Origin of the sequence: Streptomyces sp. NPDC048197 (genome assembly GCF_043202395.1) — a bacterium.
Classification (GTDB): Bacteria; Actinomycetota; Actinomycetes; order Streptomycetales; family Streptomycetaceae; genus Streptomyces; species Streptomyces siderophoricus.
In genome coordinates, this window is record NZ_JBIDAJ010000003.1 from 183,139 (window position 1) to 208,169 (window position 25,031).

The 25,031-nt window shown below is 74.0% G+C and carries 21 protein-coding genes; 7 read left to right on the forward strand and 14 right to left on the reverse strand.

Features of this window, described 5'->3' with window-relative positions:
• Positions 1-63 precede the first annotated feature (63 nt).
• Positions 64-825 carry an ArsR/SmtB family transcription factor gene (locus ACGF4C_RS06110; RefSeq protein WP_393563678.1) on the reverse strand — a complete coding sequence of 254 codons (762 nt, stop codon included), beginning with the start codon at positions 823-825 and terminating at the stop codon, positions 64-66.
• Between the two features lie 67 nt (positions 826-892).
• On the opposite strand from ACGF4C_RS06110, the gene ACGF4C_RS06115 reads away from it, so the two are divergent.
• A complete protein-coding gene (locus ACGF4C_RS06115) occupies positions 893-1,465 on the forward strand; it encodes a hypothetical protein (RefSeq protein WP_393563680.1) in 573 nt (190 codons plus the stop codon).
• An 89-nt stretch (positions 1,466-1,554) separates the two neighbouring features.
• Here ACGF4C_RS06115 and ACGF4C_RS06120 read toward each other — a convergent pair whose 3' ends face one another.
• From ACGF4C_RS06120 to ACGF4C_RS06135, 4 genes are all read right to left on the reverse strand, one after another.
• Positions 1,555-2,031 carry a hypothetical protein gene (locus ACGF4C_RS06120; protein WP_393563682.1) on the reverse strand — a complete coding sequence of 159 codons (477 nt, stop codon included), beginning with the start codon at positions 2,029-2,031 and terminating at the stop codon, positions 1,555-1,557.
• 470 nt (positions 2,032-2,501) lie between these two features.
• Entirely contained in the window at positions 2,502-3,962 is a 1,461-nt protein-coding gene (locus tag ACGF4C_RS06125; protein ID WP_393563684.1) for a glutamate synthase subunit beta, read from the reverse strand.
• Positions 3,955-8,556 (reverse strand): glutamate synthase large subunit, encoded by a 4,602-nt coding sequence (gltB, locus tag ACGF4C_RS06130; RefSeq protein WP_393563685.1) that lies wholly within the window; start codon positions 8,554-8,556, stop codon positions 3,955-3,957. Before gltB ends, ACGF4C_RS06125 begins: the two co-directional genes overlap by 8 nt.
• A 289-nt stretch (positions 8,557-8,845) precedes the next feature.
• Positions 8,846-9,577, reverse strand: a complete 732-nt coding sequence (locus tag ACGF4C_RS06135; RefSeq protein WP_201802189.1) for a VIT1/CCC1 transporter family protein — start codon at positions 9,575-9,577, stop codon at positions 8,846-8,848.
• Between the two features lie 299 nt (positions 9,578-9,876).
• On the opposite strand from ACGF4C_RS06135, the gene ACGF4C_RS06140 reads away from it, so the two are divergent.
• The 6 genes from ACGF4C_RS06140 (at position 9,877) to ACGF4C_RS06165 (ending at position 17,533) form a co-directional block, all read left to right on the forward strand.
• Positions 9,877-11,079 carry an ADP-ribosylglycohydrolase family protein gene (locus ACGF4C_RS06140; protein WP_393563686.1) on the forward strand — a complete coding sequence of 401 codons (1,203 nt, stop codon included), beginning with the start codon at positions 9,877-9,879 and terminating at the stop codon, positions 11,077-11,079.
• The gene (locus ACGF4C_RS06145; protein ID WP_393563687.1) at positions 11,076-12,368 is read left to right on the forward strand and encodes an ADP-ribosylglycohydrolase family protein; all 1,293 of its coding nucleotides are present in this window, start codon (positions 11,076-11,078) and stop codon (positions 12,366-12,368) included. Before ACGF4C_RS06140 ends, ACGF4C_RS06145 begins: the two co-directional genes overlap by 4 nt.
• A gap of 77 nt (positions 12,369-12,445) precedes the next feature.
• On the forward strand, positions 12,446-13,669 hold the full coding sequence (locus ACGF4C_RS06150; protein WP_393563935.1) for an ADP-ribosylglycohydrolase family protein: 1,224 nt from the start codon (positions 12,446-12,448) through the stop codon (positions 13,667-13,669).
• Positions 13,666-15,213, forward strand: coding sequence for an ADP-ribosylglycohydrolase family protein (locus tag ACGF4C_RS06155; protein WP_393563688.1), 1,548 nt, complete (start codon positions 13,666-13,668; stop codon positions 15,211-15,213). Before ACGF4C_RS06150 ends, ACGF4C_RS06155 begins: the two co-directional genes overlap by 4 nt.
• The gene (locus ACGF4C_RS06160) at positions 15,210-16,469 is read left to right on the forward strand and encodes a CaiB/BaiF CoA transferase family protein (RefSeq protein WP_393563690.1); all 1,260 of its coding nucleotides are present in this window, start codon (positions 15,210-15,212) and stop codon (positions 16,467-16,469) included. Before ACGF4C_RS06155 ends, ACGF4C_RS06160 begins: the two co-directional genes overlap by 4 nt.
• Positions 16,470-16,483: 14 nt before the next feature.
• Positions 16,484-17,533 carry an HpcH/HpaI aldolase/citrate lyase family protein gene (locus tag ACGF4C_RS06165; protein WP_393563936.1) on the forward strand — a complete coding sequence of 350 codons (1,050 nt, stop codon included), beginning with the start codon at positions 16,484-16,486 and terminating at the stop codon, positions 17,531-17,533.
• A 70-nt stretch (positions 17,534-17,603) separates the two neighbouring features.
• On the opposite strand, the gene lgt is transcribed toward ACGF4C_RS06165, so the two are convergent.
• The 9 genes from lgt to ACGF4C_RS06210 all read right to left on the reverse strand — a co-directional run bounded on the left by lgt (position 17,604) and on the right by ACGF4C_RS06210 (position 24,976).
• On the reverse strand, positions 17,604-18,725 hold the full coding sequence (lgt, locus tag ACGF4C_RS06170) for a prolipoprotein diacylglyceryl transferase (RefSeq protein WP_393563692.1): 1,122 nt from the start codon (positions 18,723-18,725) through the stop codon (positions 17,604-17,606).
• A gap of 96 nt (positions 18,726-18,821) precedes the next feature.
• Positions 18,822-19,805: a DsbA family protein gene (locus tag ACGF4C_RS06175; protein ID WP_393563693.1), complete on the reverse strand. Its 984-nt coding sequence runs from the start codon at positions 19,803-19,805 to the stop codon at positions 18,822-18,824.
• 141 nt (positions 19,806-19,946) lie between these two features.
• A complete protein-coding gene (trpA, locus tag ACGF4C_RS06180; protein WP_393563695.1) occupies positions 19,947-20,765 on the reverse strand; it encodes a tryptophan synthase subunit alpha in 819 nt (272 codons plus the stop codon).
• Positions 20,765-22,057: a tryptophan synthase subunit beta gene (gene trpB / locus ACGF4C_RS06185; RefSeq protein ID WP_393563696.1), complete on the reverse strand. Its 1,293-nt coding sequence runs from the start codon at positions 22,055-22,057 to the stop codon at positions 20,765-20,767. The genes trpA and trpB overlap by 1 nt, the downstream gene beginning before the upstream one ends.
• A 110-nt stretch (positions 22,058-22,167) precedes the next feature.
• Entirely contained in the window at positions 22,168-22,347 is a 180-nt protein-coding gene (gene trpM, locus ACGF4C_RS06190) for a tryptophan biosynthesis modulator TrpM (RefSeq protein ID WP_030413644.1), read from the reverse strand.
• A 20-nt stretch (positions 22,348-22,367) separates the two neighbouring features.
• Entirely contained in the window at positions 22,368-23,177 is an 810-nt protein-coding gene (gene trpC, locus ACGF4C_RS06195) for an indole-3-glycerol phosphate synthase TrpC (RefSeq protein WP_393563699.1), read from the reverse strand.
• A gap of 151 nt (positions 23,178-23,328) precedes the next feature.
• Complete coding sequence (locus ACGF4C_RS06200) at positions 23,329-23,775, reverse strand: DUF2752 domain-containing protein (RefSeq protein WP_393563701.1); 447 nt, start codon at positions 23,773-23,775, stop codon at positions 23,329-23,331.
• A gap of 156 nt (positions 23,776-23,931) precedes the next feature.
• Complete coding sequence (locus ACGF4C_RS06205) at positions 23,932-24,174, reverse strand: HGxxPAAW family protein (protein ID WP_310728534.1); 243 nt, start codon at positions 24,172-24,174, stop codon at positions 23,932-23,934.
• Between the two features lie 85 nt (positions 24,175-24,259).
• A complete protein-coding gene (locus tag ACGF4C_RS06210) occupies positions 24,260-24,976 on the reverse strand; it encodes a TIGR02234 family membrane protein (RefSeq protein ID WP_393563703.1) in 717 nt (238 codons plus the stop codon).
• Between the last annotated feature and the right edge of the window lie 55 nt (positions 24,977-25,031).

Here is a 25,031-nt window from a genome sequence, read left to right on the forward strand (position 1 = left end):
AGCCAGGCGTCCGCCGGCCAGGCGTCCGAGGACCGGGACTCCGACGACCGGGGCTGACCCCGGTCAGCCGCGCGGGGCGGGAAACGCGAGGGACGGGGAGAGGGCCTCCTCCGGGAGGCCGAGGCGGTCACGGAAGGCCGTACGGCCGGTTTCGGTGACGCTGAGGATGCGGGTCGTCGGGGACTTGACGATCCATCGGCGCTCCAGGGCGTGGCGGTAGAGGGTGGCACCGAGCGCGCCGGAGAGGTGCGGGCGCCGCACCGTCCAGTCGAGGCACGTACGGACATGGGCGCGGTGGGCGAGGGACGGGCCGGTGTCGGGGACGCCGAGGACGGTCAGCCAGTGGGCGCCGGCCGCGGTGAGGACCAGGCCGTACTCCCGTGCCAGCAGGCCGCGTTCGGTCATCACCTCGACGAGGGCGCAACCCAGGGCGCCGGCGATGTGGTCGTAGCAGGTACGGGCGTGGTGCAGGGCCCGGCGCTGGTTGGCCTCGGCCAGCGAGCGGATCGGGACGGGGCGGTAGGGGGCGAGTCCGGCGAGGTTCTCCAGGGTTTCCGCGGTGTCCGGGCCGGCCAGCCGGACGTAGCGCCGCCGTCCCTGGCGTTCTTCGGCGAGCAGCCCGCCGGCGACCAGGAGGTTGAGGTGCTCGGTGGTCGTGGAGGGTGCCACCGAGGCGTATTCGGCGAGTTCTCCGGCGGTCCAGGTGCCGCCGTCGAGCAGGGCCATGCAGATGGCGGCGCGGGTGCGGTCCGCGAGCAGCGCCGCGAGCGCGGCGAGATCGGGGGTCTCCGCGAGTTTTTCCTGATCGGCGTCCCATCGGTTCATGTACACAGAGTAACCTCTGATAACATTTCGGTGAGCACCGAATCATCCGGCTTCTATCCTCAACGGCATGAGAGGCGCGCTGGAGAAGAGCAGTTCGGTCACCCCGGCGCTGCTGTCCACGGAGAACGACGACGGAACCTTCGTCCTGGTCGAGCTGCGCATCCGGTGGGAGCTCGGCCCGGTCGTGAGCCTCTGGCTGCCGACCCGGGGGCGGACCGCCAGGAACCTCGCGGTACGCCCGGACGTCGTGTTCAATCTCCCGCCGGACGCAACGGGGACCGAAGAGGGATTGGGGGCGCTGCCGCCCTCGACGGACGCACCGTGGACGGAGCCGTCGGAGCTGGTGCGGCCGCCCCGGCTGGCGCACTGTCCGGTGCAGCTGGAGGCCCGCCGGGTCGGCGAGCGCACGGTGACCGACGGGGCATGGACCCAGATCGAGGCACAGGTGCTGCGGGTGCACGCGGACCCGCGGTGGGTGCTGCCGCTGAGCGACCGGCGGATCGACCTGGGGGCGTGGCATCCGCCGGTGCACGACTTCCGCCCGTCGGCCGCTCCCCCGGACCGGACCGTACCGGCCCCCGCCCGGGAGATGGCCCGCCAACTGGGCCGCCGCTACCCGGCCGAACGCGGCGGCTCGTAGGGGCCGGTGGGGCGGGCGGCCGGGGCCGGCGGGCGGGGCGGGAAGACCCTGCTGCCGGCCCTCCCCTTCCGGTGCGGCTCCGGTGCGGCTCAGTCGCCCGAGTAACCGAAGATTCCCAGGTGGGTGGGCTCATCGCCGGTGTACAGGACGACGTATATGCCGGTCCACCGCATGCGGCACTCGTCAAGGAGCGTCTCCACGTGGTCGGGCGGGAGGCGGAGGGCCGCATGGGCCTGGACGAGGACCTCCTCGAACCGGCTGGGCGTGGGGCGGTCGGTGCCGAAGTGATGTCTGATGCGGTCGGGCGCCAGCGGGCGCAGCGTCCCGTAGTCACGGATGTTGTGGCCCGACGGGGCGGCGGTGGTGTGGACGACGCGATCGATGTCCAGGATCGAGTGGGTCCCCTCCTCGCCCATGAACTCCTCGTCCTGCCACAGCTCTTCGAGGTCCCGGTACGTCTCGTCGTCGCCGAACAGCTCCTCGAAGACCTGCGCGTGCAGGGCCTGCAACGACTCCTCGACGGTGTTCTTGAACGGAGTGAGGTACTCCCAGCCACTGGCACCCATCGTCCTGCTCCTCCCGGTGCGGCACCTACAAGATCGGTGCCACCTTAGGGAGAGCCACTGACAACGGAAGCCGGGCCGGCGGGCCGGCGGGACCGCAGGGTGGGTGGCCAGGCCCGCAGAGGGGGGCGGGGCCGTAGAGGGGGGCGGGGCCCGTAGAGGGGGTCGGCGGGGCCCGTAGGGGTGGGTCGAACGGATCCCCTAAGGGTCGCGAGCGCCCCCTGTGGGGCCCTCAACGGCAAAGGGGGGCCTGAGTATTCCGGCGGGCGTGGAGATTCCCGCGGACGTGCGGGTTCCGGAAGGGTGCGGGTTCCGGAAGGTCTGCGGGTTCCGGAAGACCCGCGGCGCCTGCCCTCCGGTCGGGGAGAAAAGACAGGCGCCGCGGACGGGTCCGGGGCAGGCCCCGGATCCCGTGCCTCCGTACGACGTTGTACGGGACATTCAGGGGCGGTCGCGCACGGTGCGCGACCGGGTCAGACGGCCAGTGCGCGGTCCGTCGGCCTGATGGGGGCCGGCAGGGCGCTGGCTCCGGTCAGGAAGCGGTCCACACCGCGGGCGGCGGAGCGGCCCTCGGCGATGGCCCACACGATCAACGACTGGCCGCGGCCGGCGTCGCCGGCGACGAACACGCCGGGCACGTTGGTGGCGAAGTCGGCGTCGCGGGCGACGTTGCCGCGGGCGTCGAGCTCCAGGCCGAACTGCTCGACCAGGCCGTTCTGCTGGTCGGTGCCGGTGAAGCCCATGGCGAGGGTGACCAGTTGGGCGGGGATCTTGCGCTCCGTGCCCGGCTTCTGCTCCAGCTTGCCGTCGACGAACTCCACCTCGGCGAGGTGCAGCCACTGGACGTTGCCGTCCTCGTCGCCCTCGAAGTGGGTGGTGGAGACGGAGTAGACCCGCTCGCCGCCCTCCTCGTGCGCGGAGGTGACCTTGTAGAGCATGGGGAAGGTCGGCCACGGCTGGCCCGCGTTCCGCTCCTCGCCCGGCCGCGGCATGATCTCCAGCTGGGTGACGGAGGCCGCGCCCTGGCGGTGGGCGGTGCCGACGCAGTCCGCGCCGGTGTCGCCGCCGCCGATGACGACCACGTGCTTGCCCTCGGCGGTGATCGGGGCGACGGTCAGGTCGCCCTCCTGCACCTTGTTGGCGAGCGGGAGGTACTCCATCGCGAAGTGGATGCCCTTGAGGTCCCGGCCGGGCACCGGCAGGTCGCGGGAGGTGGTGGCGCCGGCGGCGATGACGACGGCGTCGTAGCGCTTGCGCAGCTTCTTCGCGTCGATGTCGCGGCCGATCTCCACCTCCGTGCGGAACTTGGTGCCCTCCGCGCGCATCTGCTCGATGCGGCGGTTGATGTGGCGCTTCTCCATCTTGAACTCGGGGATGCCGTAGCGGAGCAGGCCGCCGATGCGGTCCGCGCGCTCGTACACCGCGACGGTGTGGCCGGCCCGGGTCAGCTGCTGGGCGGCGGCGAGACCGGCCGGGCCGGAGCCGATGACGGCGACGGTCTTGCCGGAGAGGCGCTCGGGCGGCTGCGGGGTGACGTCGCCGTTGTCCCACGCCTTGTCGATGATGGAGACCTCGACGTTCTTGATGGTCACCGGCTGCTGGTTGATGCCCAGCACACAGGCGGCCTCACAGGGGGCGGGGCACAGACGGCCGGTGAACTCCGGGAAGTTGTTGGTCGCGTGCAGCCGCTCGCTGGCCTCGCTCCAGTCCCCGCGGTAGGCGTAGTCGTTCCACTCGGGGATGAGGTTGCCGAGCGGGCAGCCGTTGTGGCAGAAGGGGATGCCGCAGTCCATGCAGCGCGACGCCTGCTTACTGATGATCGGCAGCAGGGAGCCGGGCTGGTAGACCTCGTTCCAGTCCTTGACGCGCTCCTCGACGGGGCGGGTCTTGGCAGTCTCGCGCTCGTGGGTCAGGAAGCCCTTGGGGTCAGCCATTGGTCGCCGCCTCCATCATCTTCTCGTGGGTCTCGGACTCGGAGAGTCCGGCCTGCTCGGCGGCTTCCTTGGCGGCGAGCACTGCCTGGTACGTGGGCGGGATGACCTTGCTGAACCGCGGGGCCGCGGCATCCCAGTCGGCGAGGAGCTTCTCGGCGACGGTGGAGCCGGTCTCCTCCTGGTGGCGGCGCACCACGTCGTGCAGCCACTGCTTGTCGTTCTCGTCCAGCGGGTGCACCGCGCCGGCGAGTTCCTTGTTGACGTTGTTCCGGTCCAGGTCGATGACGTAGGCGAAGCCGCCGGACATGCCCGCCGCGAAGTTGCGGCCGGTCTCGCCCAGGACGACCGCGTTGCCGCCGGTCATGTACTCGCAGCCGTGGTCGCCGACGCCCTCGGAGACCACCGTGGCACCGGAGTTGCGGACGCAGAACCGCTCGCCGACCCGGCCGCGCAGGTACAGCTCGCCGCCGGTGGCGCCGTAGGCGAGGGTGTTGCCGGCGATGGTGGAGTACTCGGCGAGGTGGTCGGCACCGCGGTCCGGGCGGACGACGATCCGGCCGCCCGAGAGGCCCTTGCCGACGTAGTCGTTGGCGTCGCCCTCCAGGCGCAGCGTGACGCCGCGCGGCAGGAACGCGCCGAAGGACTGGCCGGCCGAGCCGGTGAAGGTGATGTCGATGGTGTCGTCGGGCAGGCCGGCGCCACCGAACTTCTTGGTCACCTCGTGGCCGAGCATGGTGCCGACGGTCCGGTTGATGTTGCGGATCGCGACCTGGGCCCGGACCGGCTGGGCGGCCTCGGCGGTGTCCGCGGCCAGCGCGTCGGCGGCGAGCTTGATCAGCTCGTTGTCGAGCGCCTTCTCCAGGCCGTGGTCCTGGACGGTGACCTGGTGGCGGACCGCGCCCTCGGACAGCTCGGGGACGTGCAGCAGCGGGGCGAGGTCGAGGCCCTGCGCCTTCCAGTGGTTGACGGCCTTGGTGGTGTCGAGGAGTTCGGCGTGGCCGATGGCCTCGTCGAGGCTGCGGAAGCCCAGCTCGGCCAGGAGCTCGCGGACCTCTTCGGCGATGAACTGGAAGAAGTTGACGACGTACTCGGCCTTGCCGTTGAACCGCTCGCGCAGCGTCGGGTTCTGGGTGGCGATGCCCACCGGGCAGGTGTCCAGGTGGCAGACGCGCATCATGACGCAGCCGGAGACGACCAGCGGTGCGGTGGCGAAGCCGTACTCCTCGGCGCCCAGCAGGGCGGCGATGACCACGTCGCGGCCGGTCTTGAGCTGGCCGTCGGTCTGCACGACGATGCGGTCGCGCAGGCCGTTGAGCAGCAGGGTCTGCTGGGTCTCGGCGAGGCCGAGCTCCCAGGGGCCGCCCGCGTGCTTGAGCGAGGTCAGCGGGGAGGCGCCGGTACCGCCGTCGTGGCCGGAGATGAGGACGACGTCCGCGTGGGCCTTGGACACACCGGCCGCGACCGTGCCGACACCGACCTCCGACACCAGCTTCACGTGGATACGTGCGGCCGGGTTGGCGTTCTTGAGGTCGTGGATCAGCTGGGCGAGGTCCTCGATGGAGTAGATGTCGTGGTGCGGCGGCGGGGAGATCAGGCCGACGCCGGGGGTGGAGTGCCGGGTCTTGGCGACCCAGGGGTAGACCTTGTGGCCGGGCAGCTGGCCGCCCTCGCCGGGCTTGGCGCCCTGGGCCATCTTGATCTGGATGTCGTCGGAGTTGACGAGGTATTCGCTGGTCACGCCGAAGCGGCCGGAGGCGACCTGCTTGATGGCGGAGCGGCGCGCCGGGTCGTAGAGGCGCTCGGGGTCCTCGCCGCCCTCACCGGTGTTGGACTTGCCGCCCAGCTGGTTCATGGCGATGGCGAGGGTCTCGTGCGCCTCCTGGGAGATGGAGCCGTACGACATGGCGCCGGTGGAGAAGCGCTTGACGATCTCGGAGGCGGACTCGACCTCGTCCAGGGGGATGGACGGGCGGTCGGACTTGAAGCCGAACAGGCCGCGGAGCGTCATCAGGCGCTCGGACTGCTCGTTGACCCGCTCGGTGTACTTCTTGAAGATGTCGTAGCGGCGGCTGCGGGTGGCGTGCTGCAGCCGGAAGACGGTGTCCGGGTCGAAGAGGTGCGGTTCGCCCTCGCGGCGCCACTGGTACTCGCCGCCGATCTCCAGCGCGCGGTGGGTGGCGGCGATGCCGGAGGCCGGGTAGGCCTTGGCGTGCCGTGCGGCGACTTCCTGGGCGATGACGTCCAGGCCGGCGCCGCCGATCTTGGTGGCGGTGCCGTGGAAGTACTGGGCGACGAACTCCTCGTCCAGGCCGATGGCCTCGAAGACCTGCGCGCCGCGGTAGGAGGCGACGGTGGAGATGCCCATCTTGGACATGACCTTCAGCACGCCCTTGCCGAGCGCCTTGATGAGGTTCTTGATGGCCGTCTCGGGCTCGACGTCCGGCAGGAAGGTGCCGGCGCGGACGAGGTCCTCGACGGATTCCATGGCCAGGTAGGGGTTGACCGCGGCGGCGCCGTAGCCGATGAGCAGGGCGACGTGGTGCACCTCGCGGACGTCGCCGGCCTCGACGAGCAGCCCGACCTGGGTGCGGGTCTTGGTGGCGATGAGGTGGTGGTGGACCGCGGCGGTCAGCAGCAGCGACGGGATCGGCGCGTGCTCGGCGTCGGAGTGCCGGTCGGAGAGCACGATCAGGCGGGCGCCGTCGGCGATGGCGGCGTCGGCCTCGGCGCGGATCTCCTCGATGCGGGCGGCCAGCGCTTCGCCGCCGCCGGAGACGCGGTAGAGGCCGGAGAGGGTCACGGCCTTCATGCCGGGCATGTCGCCGTCGGCGTTGATGTGGATGAGCTTGGCCAGCTCGTCGTTGTCGATGACCGGGAAGGGCAGGGTCACACTGCGGCAGGAGGCCGCGGTGGGCGTGAGGAGGTTGCCCTGGGGGCCGAGGGAGGAGATCAGCGAGGTGACGAGCTCCTCGCGGATGGCGTCCAGCGGCGGGTTGGTGACCTGCGCGAAGAGCTGGGTGAAGTAGTCGAAGAGCAGCCGGGGGCGCTCGGAGAGCGCGGCGATCGGCGAGTCGGTGCCCATGGAGCCGATCGGCTCGGCGCCGGCCTTGGCCATGGGGGCGAGCAGCACCCGCAGCTCTTCCTCGGTGTAGCCGAAGGTCTGCTGGCGGCGGGTGACCGAGGCGTGGGTGTGCACGATGTGCTCGCGCTCGGGCAGGTCGGCGAGCTCGATCAGACCGGAGTCCAGCCACTCCTGGTAGGGCTGCTCGGCGGCGAGCTGCGCCTTGATCTCGTCGTCCTCGATGATGCGGTGCTCGGCGGTGTCGACGAGGAACATCTTGCCGGGCTGCAGGCGGCCCTTGCGGACGACCTTGCCGGGGTCGATGTCGAGGACGCCGACCTCGGAGGAGAGCACGACCAGGCCGTCGTCGGTGACCCAGTAGCGGCCGGGGCGCAGGCCGTTGCGGTCGAGGACCGCGCCGACCTGGGTGCCGTCGGTGAAGGTGACGCAGGCGGGGCCGTCCCAGGGCTCCATCATCGTGGAGTGGTACTGGTAGAAGGCGCGCCGGGCCGGGTCCATGGAGGGGGAGTTCTCCCACGCCTCGGGGACCATCATCAGCACGGAGTGCGGCAGCGAGCGGCCGCCGAGGTGGAGCAGCTCCAGGACCTCGTCGAAGGAGGCGGAGTCGGAGGCGTCGGGGGTGCAGACCGGGAAGATCCGCTCCAGCTCCGACTCGCCGAAGAGCTTCGAGGCGAGCTGGGACTCGCGGGCGCGCATCCAGTTGCGGTTGCCCTGGACGGTGTTGATCTCGCCGTTGTGCGCGACGAAGCGGTACGGGTGCGCGAGCGGCCAGCTCGGGAAGGTGTTGGTGGAGAAGCGGGAGTGGACCAGGGCGATCGCGGTGGCGAAGCGGCGGTCGGACAGGTCCGGGAAGAAGGGCTCCAGCTGGCCGGTGGTCAGCATGCCCTTGTACACGATCGTGCGGGCGGACAGCGAGGGGAAGTAGACCCCGGCCTCGCGCTCGGCGCGCTTGCGCAGCGCGAAGGCCTTGCGGTCCAGGGCCAGGCCGGTGTTCTGCCCGTCGGCGACGAAGAGCTGGGAGAAGGCCGGCATGGTGGCGCGGGCGCCGTTCCCGAGCAGCTGCGGGGCGACCGGGACGACGCGCCAGCCGATGACGTCCAGGCCCTCTTCGCCGGCGATCGTCTCGATGCGGGAGACGGCGTCGGCGGCGGCCTGGGCGTCGGACGGCAGGAAGGCGATGCCGACGGCGTAGGCGCCGGCCTCGGGGAGCTCGAAGGTGACGTTCTCGCGCAGAAACGCGTCCGGGACCTGGAGCAGGATGCCGGCGCCGTCGCCCGAGTCGGGCTCGGAGCCGGTGGCACCGCGGTGCTCCAGGTTGGTCAGGACGGTGAGCGCCTGTTCGACCAGTGCGTGGCTGGCCTCGCCGGTGAGGGTGGCCACGAAGCCGACGCCGCAGGCGTCGTGCTCGTTGCGCGGGTCGTACATCCCCTGCTGGGCGGGGCGCCCGTCCATGGGCGACCAGGCGGCGTGGGCGCTGCTGGTGGTCGCGGAGTGCGTGGACGCGAAACGCATCGGCTCTCCCAACGTCGTCGTGGCATAGGCATTGCCGAGGGACGACGTTGGCCCTCCGCGAAATTTCGTGCAGGTTACAGGATGGCCCGCTTCCCGAGAACCGAAAAGAGGCTTCCAACATGCGGACACCGCAGGCGCGGTGGGTCGTGAACGCGGACGGAAGAGAGCCGTCCCACAGGGCGGCGTTCGGCGAGCGACATTGCCCGCGACGCCAGGGCCTTATGCCCGGTCGTCAACAAACCGAAACCGCGGGGTAACGGGTTAATTATGCAGTCACCCGTATGACACGTCACCCTACGACGGTTCCGAACAGTGCTCCCAGGAGGTACGTCACACCCGAGGCGGCGCCGCCGAGGGCGAGTTGGCGCAGTCCGCTGAACCACCACGAGCGGGCCGTCACCCGCGCCACGACGGCACCGCAGGCGAAGAGTCCGACCAGGGCGAGCAGCACCGCGGGCCAGATCGCGGAAGCCCCCAACAGGTAAGGAAGAACAGGCAGAAGCGCGCCCAGCGCAAAGGATCCAAAGGAAGAGATGGCGGCCACGGCCGGGGAAGGAAGGTCGGACGGGTCTATTCCCAATTCCTCGCGGGCGTGGATCTCCAGCGCCTGCTCGGGGTCGCGGGAAAGCTGTTCGGCGACCTTGCGGGCGAGCTCCGGCTCGACCCCACGGGACTCGTAGAGGGCCGCGAGCTCCTCCTGCTCGTCCTTGGGGTGCTTGCGCAGCTCGTCCCGTTCGACGTCCAGCTCGGCCTGCACCAGCTCGCGCTGCGAGGCGACCGAGGTGTACTCCCCCGCGGCCATCGAGAAGGCACCGGCGGCCAGCCCGGCGAGGCCGGTGATGATGATCGTCTGCTGGGACAGCGCACCGCCCGCGACACCGGTCATCAGGGCGAGGTTCGAGACCAGACCGTCCATCGCGCCGAAGACGGCGGGGCGCAGCCAGCCGCCGTTGACGTCGCGGTGCGTGTGGTTGTCGCGGTGCGCCACGTGCGTCGGCGCCGCGGCATCCATGATCTCCATGACGGACATATCGGGACCTGCTCCCTTCCGCGAGGTGTGGGCCGATGGCGGCACTTCCCCCTGCAACCCCTCGAAGTTATGCGGGGATCACCCTCCGCCGCTAGCAAGGAAGGCCGAACTTACCGCGCTGACCTGCGGTTTCTTCGAAAAGTCGGTGAGGGGAGGCCGGTCACGGGCGGTGAGCGGGCCGCGTGCGGGCCCGTTTCCGGCGCCGTACGGGCGTCCCGCCGGGGCGTCGACCGGGTGACCTCGCGGCCCGGCGCAGGAGAGCGGGGGCGCCGCGTGGCACGCATAGCACCATGAGCGCAGCGGACCCCCCGTCCCCGGAGCGGGGCGCCCCGGGCCCGGCCGGCGACGGCGTACGCGACCGGGCCCGCGGGGCGCTGCTCGGGCTCGCCGTGGGGGATGCGCTGGGCGCCCCCGCGGAGAACATGAAACCCTCACAGATCCGCCGCCGCTGGGGCCGGATCGAGGGCTACGTCGAGGACGACCCGGCCGGCACCGACGACACCGAGTACGCGATCTTCTCCGGGCTGCTGCTGGCCGCGCACGGCTCGGCGCTGACCGTCGCCGACGTCGAGGCGGCCTGGCACCAGTGGATCGCCGACCGGGACGAGGGGCCGTTCCGCGGCGCCGGCTTCAGCGAGCGCGGCACCCTGGAGAACCTGCGCCGCGGGCTGGCCGCCCCGATCTCCGCACAGCACCGGCACGCCTGGAGCGACGGGCTGGCGATGCGCGCCGCGCCGTTCGGGGTGTTCGCGGCCGGCCGGCCCGCCGAGGCCGCCCGGCTGGTCGCCATCGACGGCACGGTCAGCCATGACGGCGAGGGGATCTACGGGGGCCGGGCGGTGGCCGCCGGGGTGGCCGCCGCGATGGTCGCCCTCCCCCAGGAACCCTCGGGTTCCGGTCCCGGCGGGACCCCGCTCACCGATGTGGTGGTCGCCGCCGCGCTGTCCGTCGTCCCGGAGGACTCCTGGACCGCCCGCTCGCTGCGCCGGGCGGTGGGCGCGGCCCAGCGCTGCGGCCACGATCCGGGCATCACCCGGCTCGGCACGGAACGCGCGGTGCGCTCCGCCGTCGTGGTCGGCGGCTACCCCTGGACGGACCTGGCGCCGGAGGCCGTCGGGCTGGCCTTCGGGGCGTTCGCGGCGGCCCGCGGCGACTTCCGGGGCTCGGTGCTGACCGCGGTCAACATGGGCCGGGACGCCGACACCACGGCCGCGGTCGCCGGGGCCCTGGCCGGCGCACTGGGCGGGGCCGGCGCGATCCCCGAGGAGTGGGCCCGGGCCATCGGCCCGGCACGCGGCAGCTGCCTGCCGTCGATGGCGGGCTACCACGTCCTGGACATCGCCGAGCTGCTGGCACCGGGCGGGGCGGGCGGCGGCGGGGCGGAGGAGCGCCGGGCGGACGAGAGCCGGGCGGACGGGAGCCGGGCGGGCCGGAGCCCCGCGGCGGAGCCCGTTGCCGCGGACCGGGCCGCGGCCGGGGTGGGGACGGGATGAGCGGCCGGGCGGGCAACGGGGCCGGCCGGGCGGGCGCCGGCGGCCCCGTGGCGGCCGCGCGCAGCCGGATCGAGGGGCTGCTGCTCGGGCTGGCCGCGGGGGACGCCGCCGGATGGCCCGCGGCCCGGCACCGGGCGGCGCGGATGCCGGAGTGGACCCGGCGGCTCACCCGCGAGCTGGACACCTTCGCCGAACAGAACGCCACCACCACGCTGCCGGTGCCGATCGCCCTGAACCAGCCGCCCGAGCCGCTGCGGCTGGGCCCGTCCGACGACGCCGAGTGGGCGGCTTTCACCGCCGGGTCCGTACTGACCGCGGCCGGGGCGCTGCTCAGCGACCTGGGCCGCGACCGCCGGATGCGGGCCGCCCTCGACCTCGCCTGGAACGCGCTGGCGAGCGAGGTCGCCGCGGCCGCCGACCGGGCACCCGAGGTGGAGTCCGCCGTCCTGCCGCTGCGTGCCCGGATCTCCGTACGTGCCGGGCTCGGCAACCTCGCCGCCGGGCTGCGGCCGCCCGCCACCGGCCACGACAACCCGCACTTCTTCGACGACGCGGCGTGCGTCCGGGCCGCCGTCCTGGCCGTGGTGCACCCGGGCGACCCGGCCGCGGCGGCGGACCTGGCCGAGTACGACGCGCGCTACACCCAGGACGGCGACGGGGTGCACGGGGCCCGGGCGATGGCCGCCGCGGTGGCCGCCGCGCTCGGTGGCGCCCCGGCGTCCGGCGCGGTGGACACCGCGCTGGCCCAGCTGCCCGAGGGCACCGAGATCCGCCGCAACACCCTGCACGCGGTCCACCTCGCCCGGACCCACGCCGCCGACCGGCCCGGCCGCCCCGGTACCGCGTTCGCCCTGGTGCCGGTCCTGGAGCACGAGATCGTCGACCACGTCTACAGCTACGGCATCGCCGCCGCCGAGACCGTCCCGGTGGCCCTGGCGCTGGCGCTCGCCACCGACGGGCAGGTCGCCGAGGCGGTGCCGGCCGCCGCCTGCCTCTCCCGGGTCGCCGACTCCGCGCCCGCCCTCGCCGGGGCGCTGACCGGTGCGCTCGGCGGCGCCCCCGCGCTGCCCCGGACCTGGCGCGACGCCTGCCGGGTGCTGTCCGGCTGCGCACTGCCCCGGCTGGCCGGCACCGACCTCGTCGAACTGGCCGGCGCGCTGGCCCGGGCGGAGCTGACCGCCCCGGAAGGCCCCGCGGACACCGGCCCCGCGGCCCCGCCCGGAGCCGCCCCGGAGGCCGCTCCGGCCTTCTCCCCCACCCCCCTCGTGGAAGGACTCCTGCGCACATGACGCACACCAGCGACACCGCACCCGAGGCGCCGGGCGCACCCGGTCTCCTCGACATCGGGGCCACCCAGGTCCTGCCCGTGACCCCCGTCACGGCGGCCCCGCCCACGCCCGCCGCCCCACCGGCCCGGCCCGACACCCCCTCCCTGGAGGACCGGGCGATCGGCTGTCTGGTGGGCGCGGCGGTCGGGGATGCGCTCGGGGGGCCGGTCGAGGGCCGGACGCCGGAGGAGATCGTCAAGCGGTACGGCGGCCGGGTCACCGGCATCGTCGGCCCGTTCCACGACGACTGGCGCACCGCCCGCCCCCTCGCGCCGTACCACAAGGGCAACGGCCACGTCACCGACGACACCCTGATGACCCATGCGCTGGTCCGGGTCTACGAGTCGGTGCGCGACCACCTCGACGCCTACGACGTCGCCGACCACCTCGTCCCGGACCTGATCGGCACCCCCCGCTGGATCCCGGAGCTGGAGGCCGAGGCGCTGCCGCTGCAGCGGATCTTCCTCGCCGAGAAGTGGATCGTGGCCCGGCTGCACTACGGGCACGCCGATCCGCGCGAGGCCGGCGTCGGAAACATCGTCAACTGCGGTGCGGCGATGTACATGGCGCCGGTCGGCGTGGTCAACGCCGGTAATCCGGACCGGGCCTACGCCGAGGCGCTGGACATCGCCGGTGCGCACCAGTCCTCCTACGGGCGGGAGGCGGCCGGGGTGTTCGCCGCGGCGGTGGCCGCCGCGTTCGCGCCCGACGCCACCCCGTCCTCGGTCGTCGTGCAGGCCCTGCGGCTGGCGAAGGACGGCACCCGCGCCGCGATCGAGGCGGTCTGCGAGGCCGCCGCGACGCTGGACGACCACGAGTCGGCGGCGGCGGCGCTGCGGGCTGCGGTCGCCCCGTTCGACACCGTCGGCCCGGACTACCGCAACCCCTCGCTCGGCGCCCGCCGCCCCTCCCGGCTGCACGCGATCGAGGAACTCCCCGTGGCGCTGGGCATGTTGCTGGTCGGCGGCGGCGACTTCCGGTCCACCGTGCTGGGCTCGGTCAACTACGGACGGGACTGCGACTCGATCGCCACGATGAGCGGCGCGCTGGCCGGTGCGCTGCGCGGCGCCCCGGCGGTGCCGGAGGAGTGGAGCGCCGAGGTCGCCCGCGCCAGCCGCCTCGATCTGCAGGCCCCCGGCGCGGCGCTGGCGACCGTCGCCCGGGAGATCTTCACCCGCGACCGGGCCCGCGCCCGCACCCACGAGCAGGCGTTCACCGCGATCTCGGCCATCCCGGCGCTGACGGAGGCGGGCGTACGGTGACCGCGAAGGCGCCGGCCACCGCCCGCCGCTCCCCCGCCGCACCGCTCCGGCTGACCTGGGTGCAGCCCGAGGACCTGCTCGGGCACGAGCTGCGGCAGGCGGCCGAGGACGGCCGGGACGCGGCCGCGGTGGCCCGGATCGCGCGGCGCTGGCAGTCGGCGGGCGGGGCACCGGCACCGGAGCGGGCGGGCGCCTCGGACCGCCCCGCGGACCCGGCCCTGCGCGCCACCGCGACCGCCCTGCTCGACGAACTCGCCGCGCTGCCCAGCCCGTTGGCCGACGACGAGCCCACAGAACTGACGGCCATTCAGCGGTCCTGTCCTTCATGGCCGTTGGCGGCTGCCGGCCGGGTTGCCGAGAGGCCGGCCGCCGCCCGGCTGGAGGCCGCCTGGCTCGGGCGGGCGGCCGGCTGCCTGCTCGGCAAGCCCGTCGAGAAGCTGCCGCTGGAGGGCATCCGTGCGCTCGCCCGCGCGACCGGGAACTGGCCGCTGGCCTCGTACTTCACCGAAGAGGGGCTCGATCCGGCGGTGGCCGCGCGGTACCCGTGGAACCGCCGCAGCCGCGCCACCTCGCTCGCCGGGGTCCTCGACGGGATGCCCGAGGACGACGACCTCAACTACCCGCTGCTGAACCTGCTGCTCCTCGAACGGCACGGGCCGGACTTCACCACCGCCGATGTGGCGCGGCTGTGGCTGGACGAGCTGCCGGCCGGGCGGACCTTCACCGCCGAGCGGCTCGCCTACCGCAACCTGCTGGACGGCATCGAGCCGCCGCACACCGCGCGGCACCGCAACCCGTTCCGGGAGTGGATCGGCGCGCAGATCCGGGCGGACGTCTTCGGCTGGACCCGGCCCGGCGACGCGGCCGCCGCCGCGGCGCTGGCCTGGCGGGACGCCACGCTCAGCCACACCGCGGGCGGCGTCCACGCGGCGATGTTCACGGCCGCCGCGCTGGCCGCGGCCGGGACGGGCGGCACCGATGTGCACGACGCGCTGCGGGCCGGGCTCTCGGTGGTCCCGCCGCGGTCCCGGCTGGCCCGGGCGGTCCGCCGCGGGATCGCCCTGGCCTGCGAGGCGCCGGACCGGTCGCCGGCCGGATTCGCCGCCGTCGCCGACGAGTTGCACCGCACGTACGGCCACTACCACTGGGTGCACGCGGTACCGAACGCCGCGCTGCTGGCCGCCGCGCTGACCCATGCCGACGGGGACTTCGCCGGTTCGATCTGCCGGACGGTGTCCGGCGGCTGGGACACCGACTCCAACGGGGCGACCGCCGGTTCGCTGACCGGACTGCTCGCCGGCGCGCCGGACGCGCTGCCCGGCCGCTGGACCGCCCCGCTGCGCAACCGGCTCGCCACCGGCATCGGCGGGCTGGACGGCATCGGTTTCGACGCCCTCGCCCACCGCACCGCCGCGCTCGTCGTCCCGCCGGACGGAGTCCTGCCGCCGCCGGACCGAGTCGCGCCCCTGCCCGACGGAGTCTTGCCTGACCGAGTCTCCCGTGACCGCGTCTCTCCCGACCGACCGGAGGCAACCGCGCCATGACCGACCCGTCCCTGTCCGGGATGTCCCGGCCCGCGACCGGCGGGCCCGCGTCCCCGGCCGCCGACCCCTCCCCCGGCCCGCTCGACGGGCTGCGGGTGATCGACCTCGCCACGCTGTTCGCCGGGCCGCTCGCCGCCACCCTGCTCGGCGACTTCGGCGCCGAGGTGATCAAGGTCGAGCATCCGCACCGGCCCGACCCCGCGCGCGGCCACGGGCCCGCCAAGGACGGCGTCGGGCTGTGGTGGAAGCTGCTGGGCCGCAACAAGAAGGCCATGACGCTCGACCTCTCCCATCCGGGCGGCCGGGACGTGCTGCTGCGGCTGGCCGCCGGGGCGGACGTCGTCATCGAGAACTTCCGGCCCGGAACCCTGGAGAAATGGGGGCTGGGCTGGGCGGAGCTGTCCGCGGTCAACCCGCGGCTGGTGCTGGCCCGGGTCACCGGTTTCGGGCAGTTCGGCCCGTACGCCCGGCGGCCCGGGTTCGGCACCCTCGCCGAGGCGATGAGCGGGTTCGCGGCGATCACCGGGGAGCCGGACGGGCCGCCGACCCTGCCGCCGTTCGGCCTCGCCGACGGCATCGCGGCGCTCACCACGGCGTACGCCGTGATGGCCGCGCTGCACGGGCGGGCGGCCACCGGCCGCGGCCAGGTCATCGACCTGGCGCTGATCGAACCGCTGCTGACCGTCCTCGGCCCGCACCCGCTCTGGTACGACCAGCTCGGCCACGTCCAGCCGCGGACCGGCAACCGCTCCGCCAACGTCGCCCCGCGCAACACCTACCGCACCGCCGACGGCTCCTGGGTCGCGGTCTCCACCTCCGCCGAGTCGGTCGCGGAACGGGTGATGCGGCTGGTCGGCCGGCCGGAGGTGATCGACGAGCCGTGGTTCGCGACCGGCGCCGGCCGGGCCCGGCACGCCGACGAGCTGGACGCGGCGGTCGGCGACTGGATCGCCCGGCACGACCGGGACGAGGTGCTGGCCGCCTTCGAACTGGCCGAGGCGGCGGTCGCGCCCGTCTACGACGTGCGGGACGTGCTGGCGGACCCGCAGTACGCGGCGCTGGGCTCGATCACCGAGGTCCCGGACGACGAGCTCGGCCCCCTACGGATGCAGAACGTCCTCTTCCGGCTGTCCGAAACCCCGGGCGCCATCCGGTGGACCGGCCGCCCGCACGGCGCGGACACCGACGGGGTGCTGGCCGCCCTCGGCCTGGACGAAGGGGAGATCACCGGGCTTCGGGAGGCGGGCGCGCTGTGACCAAACCCGTGCCGATGCCCCAGGAGGCCCCCGCCGCCACGCCGCTGACCTGGCTCTATGTGCCCGGTGACCGGCCCGGGACGGTCGCCAAGGCGCTCGGCTGCGGGGCCGACGTGGTGGTGCTCGACCTGGAGGACGCGGTCGCCCCGGACCGCAAGGAGTACGCGCTGCGGGCCACCGCCGAGCTGCTGAGCGACCCGGCGCCGGGCCCGGCACCGGTGCACGTCCGCGTCAACGCGCTGGACGGTCCGCTCGCCGAGCGCGAGATCCGCACCCTCGCCGCGCTGCCGGGGCTGGCCGGGCTGCGGCTGCCCAAGGTGCAGGGGCCGGCCGACATCCGCCGGGCCGCGGGCTGGGCCACGACGGCCGCCGGGCCGCTCGGCGGGCCGGCCGGCGGACCGTTCGCGGAGCCGGTCGCCACCCCGCTGTCCGCACCCGCCCGCACCGGCCGGATCGCCGCCGGACGCACCGCCCGCGGTCCCCGCACCGGCCGTCCCGGCCCCGGCACGGTCACCGCCACCCTCACCCCCGCGGCCGGCCGGACCACCCGCGCACTGCCCGCCACCCCCGCGCTCTACGCCCTGCTGGAATCCGCCCTCGGCATCGAGCACGCCTTCGTCATCGCCACCGCCCACCCGGCACTGCGCGGGATCGCCCTCGGCGAGGCCGACCTGGCGGCGGAGCTGGGGGTACGGGACGAGGCGGGGCTGGCCTGGCCGCGCAGCCGGGCCGTGGTCGCCGCCCGGGCGGCCGGACTGGCGCCGCCGCCGCAGTCGGTCTACCCGGACGTGCACGACCTGGAGGGACTGGCCCGGTCCTGCGCTCGGGGCCGGGCGATGGGGTTCCTGGGCCGGGCGGCGATCCACCCGCGCCAGCTGCCGGTCATCGAAGCGGCCCACCTCCCCTCGCCGGAGGAGATCGAGGCGGCGGCGGAGATCGTCCGGGCGGCCGCCACGGAGGGCGGGGCCCAGGCGCTGGCGGACGGACGGTTCGTGGACGCGGCGGTGGTCGCCGGCGCCCGGCGGGTGCTGGCGCTGGCCGCGCGCGGACCACGCAGACAATGAGGCGGCCCGGGACACGGGGTCCCGGGCCGCCTCAGGCCTCGAAAATCGTCAGGTCCTCAGGACGTCTTCCTCAGGACTTCTTGCTGTCCGCGGCCTCGGCGGCCGGCTCGTCGGCGGCCGCTTCGTCGGCGGCCGCCGCCTCCGGCTTCCCGGCCGGCGCCTGCTCGGCCTTCGCCTCCTTCGCCGCCTTCGCCGTCTGCTCCGTCTTTTCCGTCTTCTTTTCCGTCTTCGCGGCGGGCTTCTCGACCGAGACCTTGTCCCGGTCCCCGTCGCCGTCCTCGTCCTCGGCTGCCGGGGAGGCGTCGTCGGCGGACTTGCCCTCCTCGTCCTTCTTGCCGGCCGCGGCGGCCTCCGCGGCCGCGCGCTCCTCCAGCGCACCGGGCTCGACGACCTCCTCGCGGCCGGGCGCCTTCTTGGCGGACACCACGAAGTAGACGACGGCCAGGACGAAGACGATCAGCGCGGTCCAGACGTTCAGCCGCAGGCCCAGGATGTGGTGCGCCTCGTCGACCCGCATGTACTCGATCCAGGCGCGGCCCGCGCAGTAGGCGGCGACGTACAGCGCGAAGGCCCGTCCGTGGCCGAGCCGGAAGCGCTTGTCGGCCCAGATCACCAGCGCCGCGACGCCGATGCACCACAGGCACTCGTAGAGGAAGGTCGGGTGGTACGTGCCCCCGACGCGTCCGATGGCCGGGTCGGAGCTGATCTTCAGCGCCCAGGGGACGTCGGTGGGCTTGCCGTAGAGCTCCTGGTTGAACCAGTTGCCCCAGCGGCCGATCGCCTGGCCCAGCGCCAGGCCGGGCGCCAGCGCGTCGGCGTAGGCCGGCAGCGGGATGCCACGGCGGCGGCAGCCGATCCAGGCACCGACCGCGCCGAGCGCCACCGCACCCCAGATGCCCAGACCGCCCTCCCACACCTTGAAGGCGTTGAGCGGGTGCCCGTCCTTGCCGAAGTACGGCTCGTACGTCGTGATGACGTGGTAGAGGCGGCCGCCGACCAGCCCGAAGGGCACGGCCCACACGGCGATGTCCGCGACCGTGCCGGAGCGGCCGCCGCGCTGGACCCAGCGTTTGTTGCCGAGCCAGACGCCCACGAAGACGCCGATGATGATGCAGAACGCGTAGCCGCGCAGCGGGATCGGGCCGAGGTGTACGACGCCGACCGACGGGCTGGGAATGAATGCGAGTTCCATGGCAGGGACGACGCTACCGCGCCGGGCCGGGTCGGCGACAACCCGCCCGGCTACGGCTCCGTAACGACCCCGCCGGTGCTCCGTGACGCTGTGTGGCTAGGAGGAGGGCGGGATCATCGCCCCGTGGGTGGCGTGCGTTCCGGTGCCGGGTGCGGCGCCGGCGCCCGTGCCGGGTGCGGCACTTGCGGCGGGCGAGGCGTGGTGGCCCCGGGACGCTCCGTGGCCCGACGAGGCGCCGTGCCCCGACGACCCGCTGTGGCCCGGCGAGGCGGGGGCGGACGGGGCGCCCGTACCCGGCTGCTTGCCCTTGGCGGCGTCCAGCACCATCTGCTTCAGGTCCGCCGGGGTCATCCGGCCCCCCTTGACCTTGGACAGGTCCTTGCCGTTGAGCAGGACGGTCGGGGTGCCGCGGTATCCCGAGCGGGTGAAGGCGTCGTTGGACCTGCGGACGAAGGCGTCGTATGTGCCGTCGTTGACGCATGCGGTGAAGGCGGGGGTGGTCAGGCCCTTGACCTTGCCGGCCAGCTGGAGGAGGACCTTCTTGTCGGCGAACCTGTCCTCCTGCTCGGGCGGCTGGTTCGCGTAGAGCACGTCGTGGTAGTCGCGGAACCGGCCGGCGTCCTGGGCGCACAGCGCGGCGTTGGCGGCGTTGAGGGAGCCCTTGCCGCCGGCGTTGCCGTCGATGATCGTCACGAGGTGGTACTCGCTCCTCAGCCGGCCCTGGTCCTGGAGTTCGTGGATCACCGGGCGGAAACCGGTCTCGAACTGCCGGCAGGCGGGGCAGCGGAAGTCCTCCCACACCGTGAGGGTGGCGGGGGCGTTCGGTGCGCCCACCGGGACGGCCGGTCTGTCGCCGCCGCTGGCCTGCTTGGGCAGGGCCGTCTCGTTGTCGGAGCTGCTGCCGCCGCTGCCGGACGACATCACCCAGGCGGTGATGCCGCCGGCGATCGCCAGCACCACCAGCACCGCCCCGGCGACGATCGCCTGCCGGCCGCGCCGGGCGCGGGCCTGCTCCTTCTCCCGCTGGGCCTGCAGCCGCTCGCGGGCGCTTCTCTTACCCTCTTCGTTCTTCTGGCTCACGCCCCTGACAAACGAAGCGGAGGGGTGCCGTCGCACCCCTCCGCACCGATGTTCGCCCTATCGAGGGACGGCGTTCCGTGCCGCCGTGGACGTCCGGCCGCCCGCCGTCCTGGCCGGCGGCCGTCCCTCCGGCCGGCGGTCTCAGAAGCGCTTGCGCACGCCCTCGGCCAGCTCGCCCGCCAGGGCGCGCACCCCGGCGAGACCGGCCTCTTCGTCGCCGTCGGCCTCCAGCAGTCGCTTGACGAACGCCGAGCCGACGATCACCCCGTCGGCGAACTGGGCGACCTCGGCGGCCTGGGTGGCGTTGGAGACGCCCAGCCCGACGCAGACCGGCAGCTCGGTGGTCGCGCGGGTGCGGCCCACCAGTTCCTGGGCCTCCAGGCCGACGGATTCGCGGGTGCCGGTCACGCCCATCAGCGAGGCGGCGTAGACGAAGCCGCTGCCGGCCGCGGTGATCTTGGCGAGGCGTTCGTCCCGGCTGCTCGGCGCGACCACGAAGACGGTGGCCAGCCCGTGCTGCTCGGCGGCCTTGCGCCACACCTCGGACTCCTCGACGGGCAGGTCCGGCAGGATGCAGCCGGCGCCGCCGGCCTCGGCCAGGTCGGCGGCGAACCGCTCGACGCCGTAGGCGTCGACGGGGTTCCAGTACGTCATGCACAGCACCGGCGCCCCGGTGGCGGCCTGCACCTCGCGGACCGTGCGGATGACGTCGACGATCTTCAAGCCGCCGCGCAGCGCGATGTCGTCGGCGGTCTGGATGACCGGGCCGTCCAGGACCGGGTCGCTGTGCGGCAGGCCGACCTCGACGATGTCGCAGCCGCCGTCCAGCATCTCGGTCATCGCGCGGATGCCGCCGTCGACGGTCGGGAAGCCGGCCGGGAGGTAGCCGACGAGCGCGGCGCGGTTCTCCGCCTTGGCCTGGGCCAGTACGGAATGGAGCAGTTCGAGGTTGCCCGCCATCACTTCTCCCCCTCGCCGGTCGGCTGGATCACGCCGTTGACCTCGGCGCTCTTGTGCTGCGTGCCCTCGTCGTCGTAGAGCCCGAAGTACCGCGCCGCGGTGTCCATGTCCTTGTCGCCGCGGCCGGAGAGGTTGACCAGCAACAGGCCGTCGGGGCCCAGCTCGCGGCCGACCTCCAGGGCGCCGGCCAGCGCGTGGGCGCTCTCGATGGCCGGGATGATGCCCTCGGTCTGCGACAGCAGCCGCAGTGCCTGCATCGCGGCGTCGTCGGTGACCGCGCGGTACTCGGCGCGGCCGACGTCCTTGAGGTAGGCGTGCTCGGGGCCGATGCCGGGGTAGTCGAGGCCGGCCGAGATGGAGTACGGCTCGGTGATCTGGCCGTCCTCGTCCTGCAGGACGTAGCTGCGCGAGCCGTGCAGGATGCCGGGGGTGCCCTCGGTGAGGGTGGCGGCGTGCTCGCCGGTCTCGACGCCGTGGCCGCCCGGCTCGCAGCCGATCAGCCGGACATCGGTGTCGGGCAGGAAGGCGTGGAACAGGCCGATGGCGTTGGAGCCGCCGCCGACGCAGGCGAGCGCGGCGTCCGGCAGGCGGCCGGCGCGCTCCAGGATCTGCCGGCGGGCCTCGACGCCGATGACGCGGTGGAAGTCGCGGACCAGGGCGGGGAAGGGGTGCGGGCCGGCGACCGTGCCGAAGAGGTAGTGGGTGCGGTCGACGTTGGCGACCCAGTCACGGAACGCCTCGTTGATGGCGTCCTTGAGGGTGCGGCTGCCGGACTTCACCGCGATGACCTCGGCGCCGAGCATCCGCATCCGGGCCACGTTCAGGGCCTGGCGCCGGGTGTCGACCTCGCCCATGTAGATGGTGCAGTCGAGGCCGAAGAGGGCGCAGGCGGTGGCGGTGGCGACGCCGTGCTGGCCGGCGCCGGTCTCGGCGATGACCCGGGTCTTGCCCATGCGCTTGGTGAGCAGCGCCTGGCCCAGCACGTTGTTGATCTTGTGCGAGCCGGTGTGGTTGAGGTCCTCGCGCTTGAGGAACACCCGGGCGCCACCGGCGTGTTCGGCGAACCGCGGCACCTCGGTGAGCGCGCTGGGGCGCCCGGTGTAGTTGACGAGCAGGTCGTCGAGTTCGCGGGCGAACGCGGGGTCGTTCTTGGCCTTGTCGTACTCGACGGCGACCTCGTCGACGGCGGCGACGAGGGCCTCCGGGATGAACTTGCCGCCGAACGCGCCGAAGTAGCCCTCGGCGCTGGGGACCTGACCCTCGGGGTCAGGAATGAAGAACTCGCTGGGCATGCGGAAACCTCACGGGTGAGTGTGTGGACTCTGAATCGCCGTGGGCGGGGGCAGTACGCGGCCGCGGGCCGTCATGGCCGGCCGTGGTCACGCGGCAAAGCCGCATGCCGCTACTGTCCCGCGCCCCTGTCGGGGCGCCATCGCATGCCGTTGATCTGGCCGGGCTCCGAGCCGATGTGGTACCTGACCCGGCGGCCGCGGACCCGGCGGGCCGGGGCCCGGCAGCCGCGGTGCCACGAGGGCAGCGCAGAGCGCTTGGCCTCGGGGCGGCGGGCGGCGGCGGTGGTCATGTCGGGGTGCTCCGGGGCCCTCAGGCCCGCCCGTGGCGGATCGCCGGGTGGGAGCCGGCGGCGACCAGGTCGGCCACCGCGGTCCTGGGGTCCTTGCCGGTGACCAGCGACTCGCCGACCAGCACCGCGTCCGCGCCGTCGTTGGCGTAGGCGATCAGGTCGTGCGGTCCGCGGACACCGGACTCGGCGATCTTGACGATGTGGTCCGGGATCTCGGGGGCGACCCGGGCGAAGTTGCCGCGGTCGACCTCCAGCGTCTTGAGGTTGCGGGCGTTGACGCCGATGATCCGGGCGCCGGCGTCCACCGCGCGGGCGACCTCTTCCTCGTCGTGCACCTCGACCAGCGGCGTCAGCCCGATCGACTCGGCCCGCTCGATCAGCGAGACCAGCGCCTCCTGCTCCAGCGCGGAGACGATCAGCAGGGCGAGGTCGGCACCGTAGGCGCGGGCCTCCCACAGCTGGTAGGCGGTGACGATGAAGTCCTTGCGCAGCACGGGGATGTCGACCCGGGCCCGGACGGCCTCCAGGTCGGCCAGCGAGCCGCCGAACTTGCGCTGCTCGGTCAGCACGGAGATCACCGCGGCGCCGCCGGCCTCGTAGTCCGCGGCCAGGCCGGCCGGGTCGGCGATCGCGGCCAGCGCGCCCTTGGAGGGGCTGGAGCGCTTGACCTCGCAGATGACCGTGACGCTCTCGCCCTTGAGTGCCGCGACACCGTCCATCGCGGGGCGCGCCTTACGGGCCCGCTCCTTGAGCTCGTCGAGGGAGGTGTGCGCCTGCCGCTCGGCCAGGTCGGCACGGACCCCGTCGATGATCTCGTCGAGCACACTCACGCGAGCGGCCTCCTTCTTGAGCGGGGGAGGTGGACAGTGGCCCGTGGGACGCACTGCCCCACCCGGCTCTCCGATGGTATCCGCCACACGGTGCAGGTCCCGCATCCGGTTGACCGTGGTCCCACAAGCTGGACACCTCCGCGCCGGCGGTTCATGGCGCCAGGCCACTGCCGAAGGGAAGGTTGCGGACCACCGTGAAGACCAGCAGCAGGCCGCCCAGCGCCCACCAGTGCACGGCGCGCGGGTGCGGTCCCGCCGTGCGGAGCCCGCGGGCCGCCCGGCCGCACCAGACGGCCCAGAAGGCCGCACCGGCGGCGCAGGCGGCCACCAGGAGGGCGTTGGCGGCCAGCGCGGCACTCAGGTCCGCGTGGACGAGGGCATGGACGCTGCGGAGCCCGCCGCAGGCCGGGCAGAGCACGCCGGTGAGGTGCAGAAGGGGGCACACGGGGTAGTGGCCGGGCCGGTTGGGGTCGACGGCGCCGACGTAGCCGAAGGCCGCGAGGGCGGCGGTCAGCGTGCCCAGCGGGGCCCGGAGCCGGCGGGGCAGTCCGGCCGCCGGCGGGGCTGGGGGCCGGGCGCCGGCCGCGCGATCGCTCACGTGCCGATTGTGCGCGGGTATGCGCGAATGCGCCGCTTCTCGGCCGCCGTACGGGGTGGACACGGACGGCGGGTACGGCACGGGGGTGCGTACGGGCCGGGAAGCGGCGCCTTCGGGGGCAGGGCGGTCCGGAGGATCACCCGGTGCGGGGCGGGCTCAGCCCTCCTGCGGCTGCGCCTGGGGGGCACGGGCCTTCGCGGCGCCCTTGGGCTCCTGGCCCAGGCCGGCCGCGCGCATCAGACCGCCCACCACGGCGCCGGCACCGATCAGCACCATGCCGGCCCAGAAGCCGGGCACGCTCCCCAGCACGATGAAGGCTCCGGCGACACAGAAGCCGATGAACGAGATGATGACGCCCGTCCAGGCTGCGGGGGTGTGTCCGTGGCCACTGCTCGACATGAGTGCTCCTCGTTGCTCTATCGCGCCGGGGTCCGGGCGCGGTGATCCTCGGCGTCCATTGTCACCGATGCCGGGCGGGGCCCCTTTACCGGGTGGGGTCCTCGCCGCGGTCCAGGGACTTCCAGATCTCCTCCGGGCGGTCCAGGTCCGGGGCCGCGGGGGCGCGGCGCGGGCCGCGGGCGCCGCCGGGCGTGCGCTCGTACCGGCCCGACATCGCAGGCCAGCGGCGCCCGTGGACCAGCGCCAGGACGCCGGCGACGAACAGCAGCAGACCGCCGGCCGCGGCCACCCAGGGCCAGCCGGTGTGCGTGACGTGATGCACATCGGCGCCGGTCAGGCCGACGGCGGTGGCGGCCTTCTCGCGCAGTGCGGAGGTGTCCGCGTTGCCGAGGACGGCGGCGACGACGATGCCGGTGCCGCTGAGCGCCAGCAGTGCGGCGACCGCGACGCGGCCGGCCCGGCGGACCGCGAAGACGGCGACCAGCGCGGCCAGGCCGACCACGGCCAGGGCGCCGGGGACGCCGGTGACGTCGGCGCCGGTGACCGTGCGCGGCAGTTCGCCCTGGGCCAGCACCGCGGAGCCGCGGGCCCAGGTGCGGCCGGAGGCCAGCAGGGCCAGGCCGGCGCCGGCCGCGCCGGCCAGCAGCGCGAGCGCGAGGCTGCGCCGGGCACCGCCGGCGGCCCGGGCCGGACCGGACGGGGTGCCGGCCGGGGGCGCGGTGGTCTCCGAAGGCGCGGTGTCCGGGGCCTCGGTGGCGTCCGAGGGCTCGGTGGTGGCGGGGTTCTGCGGTGCGGCACTCACGCGTACCACTATCGCGCACCGGCCGCGGGGGGCCGGTGCGCGGGGGTGGTACCTG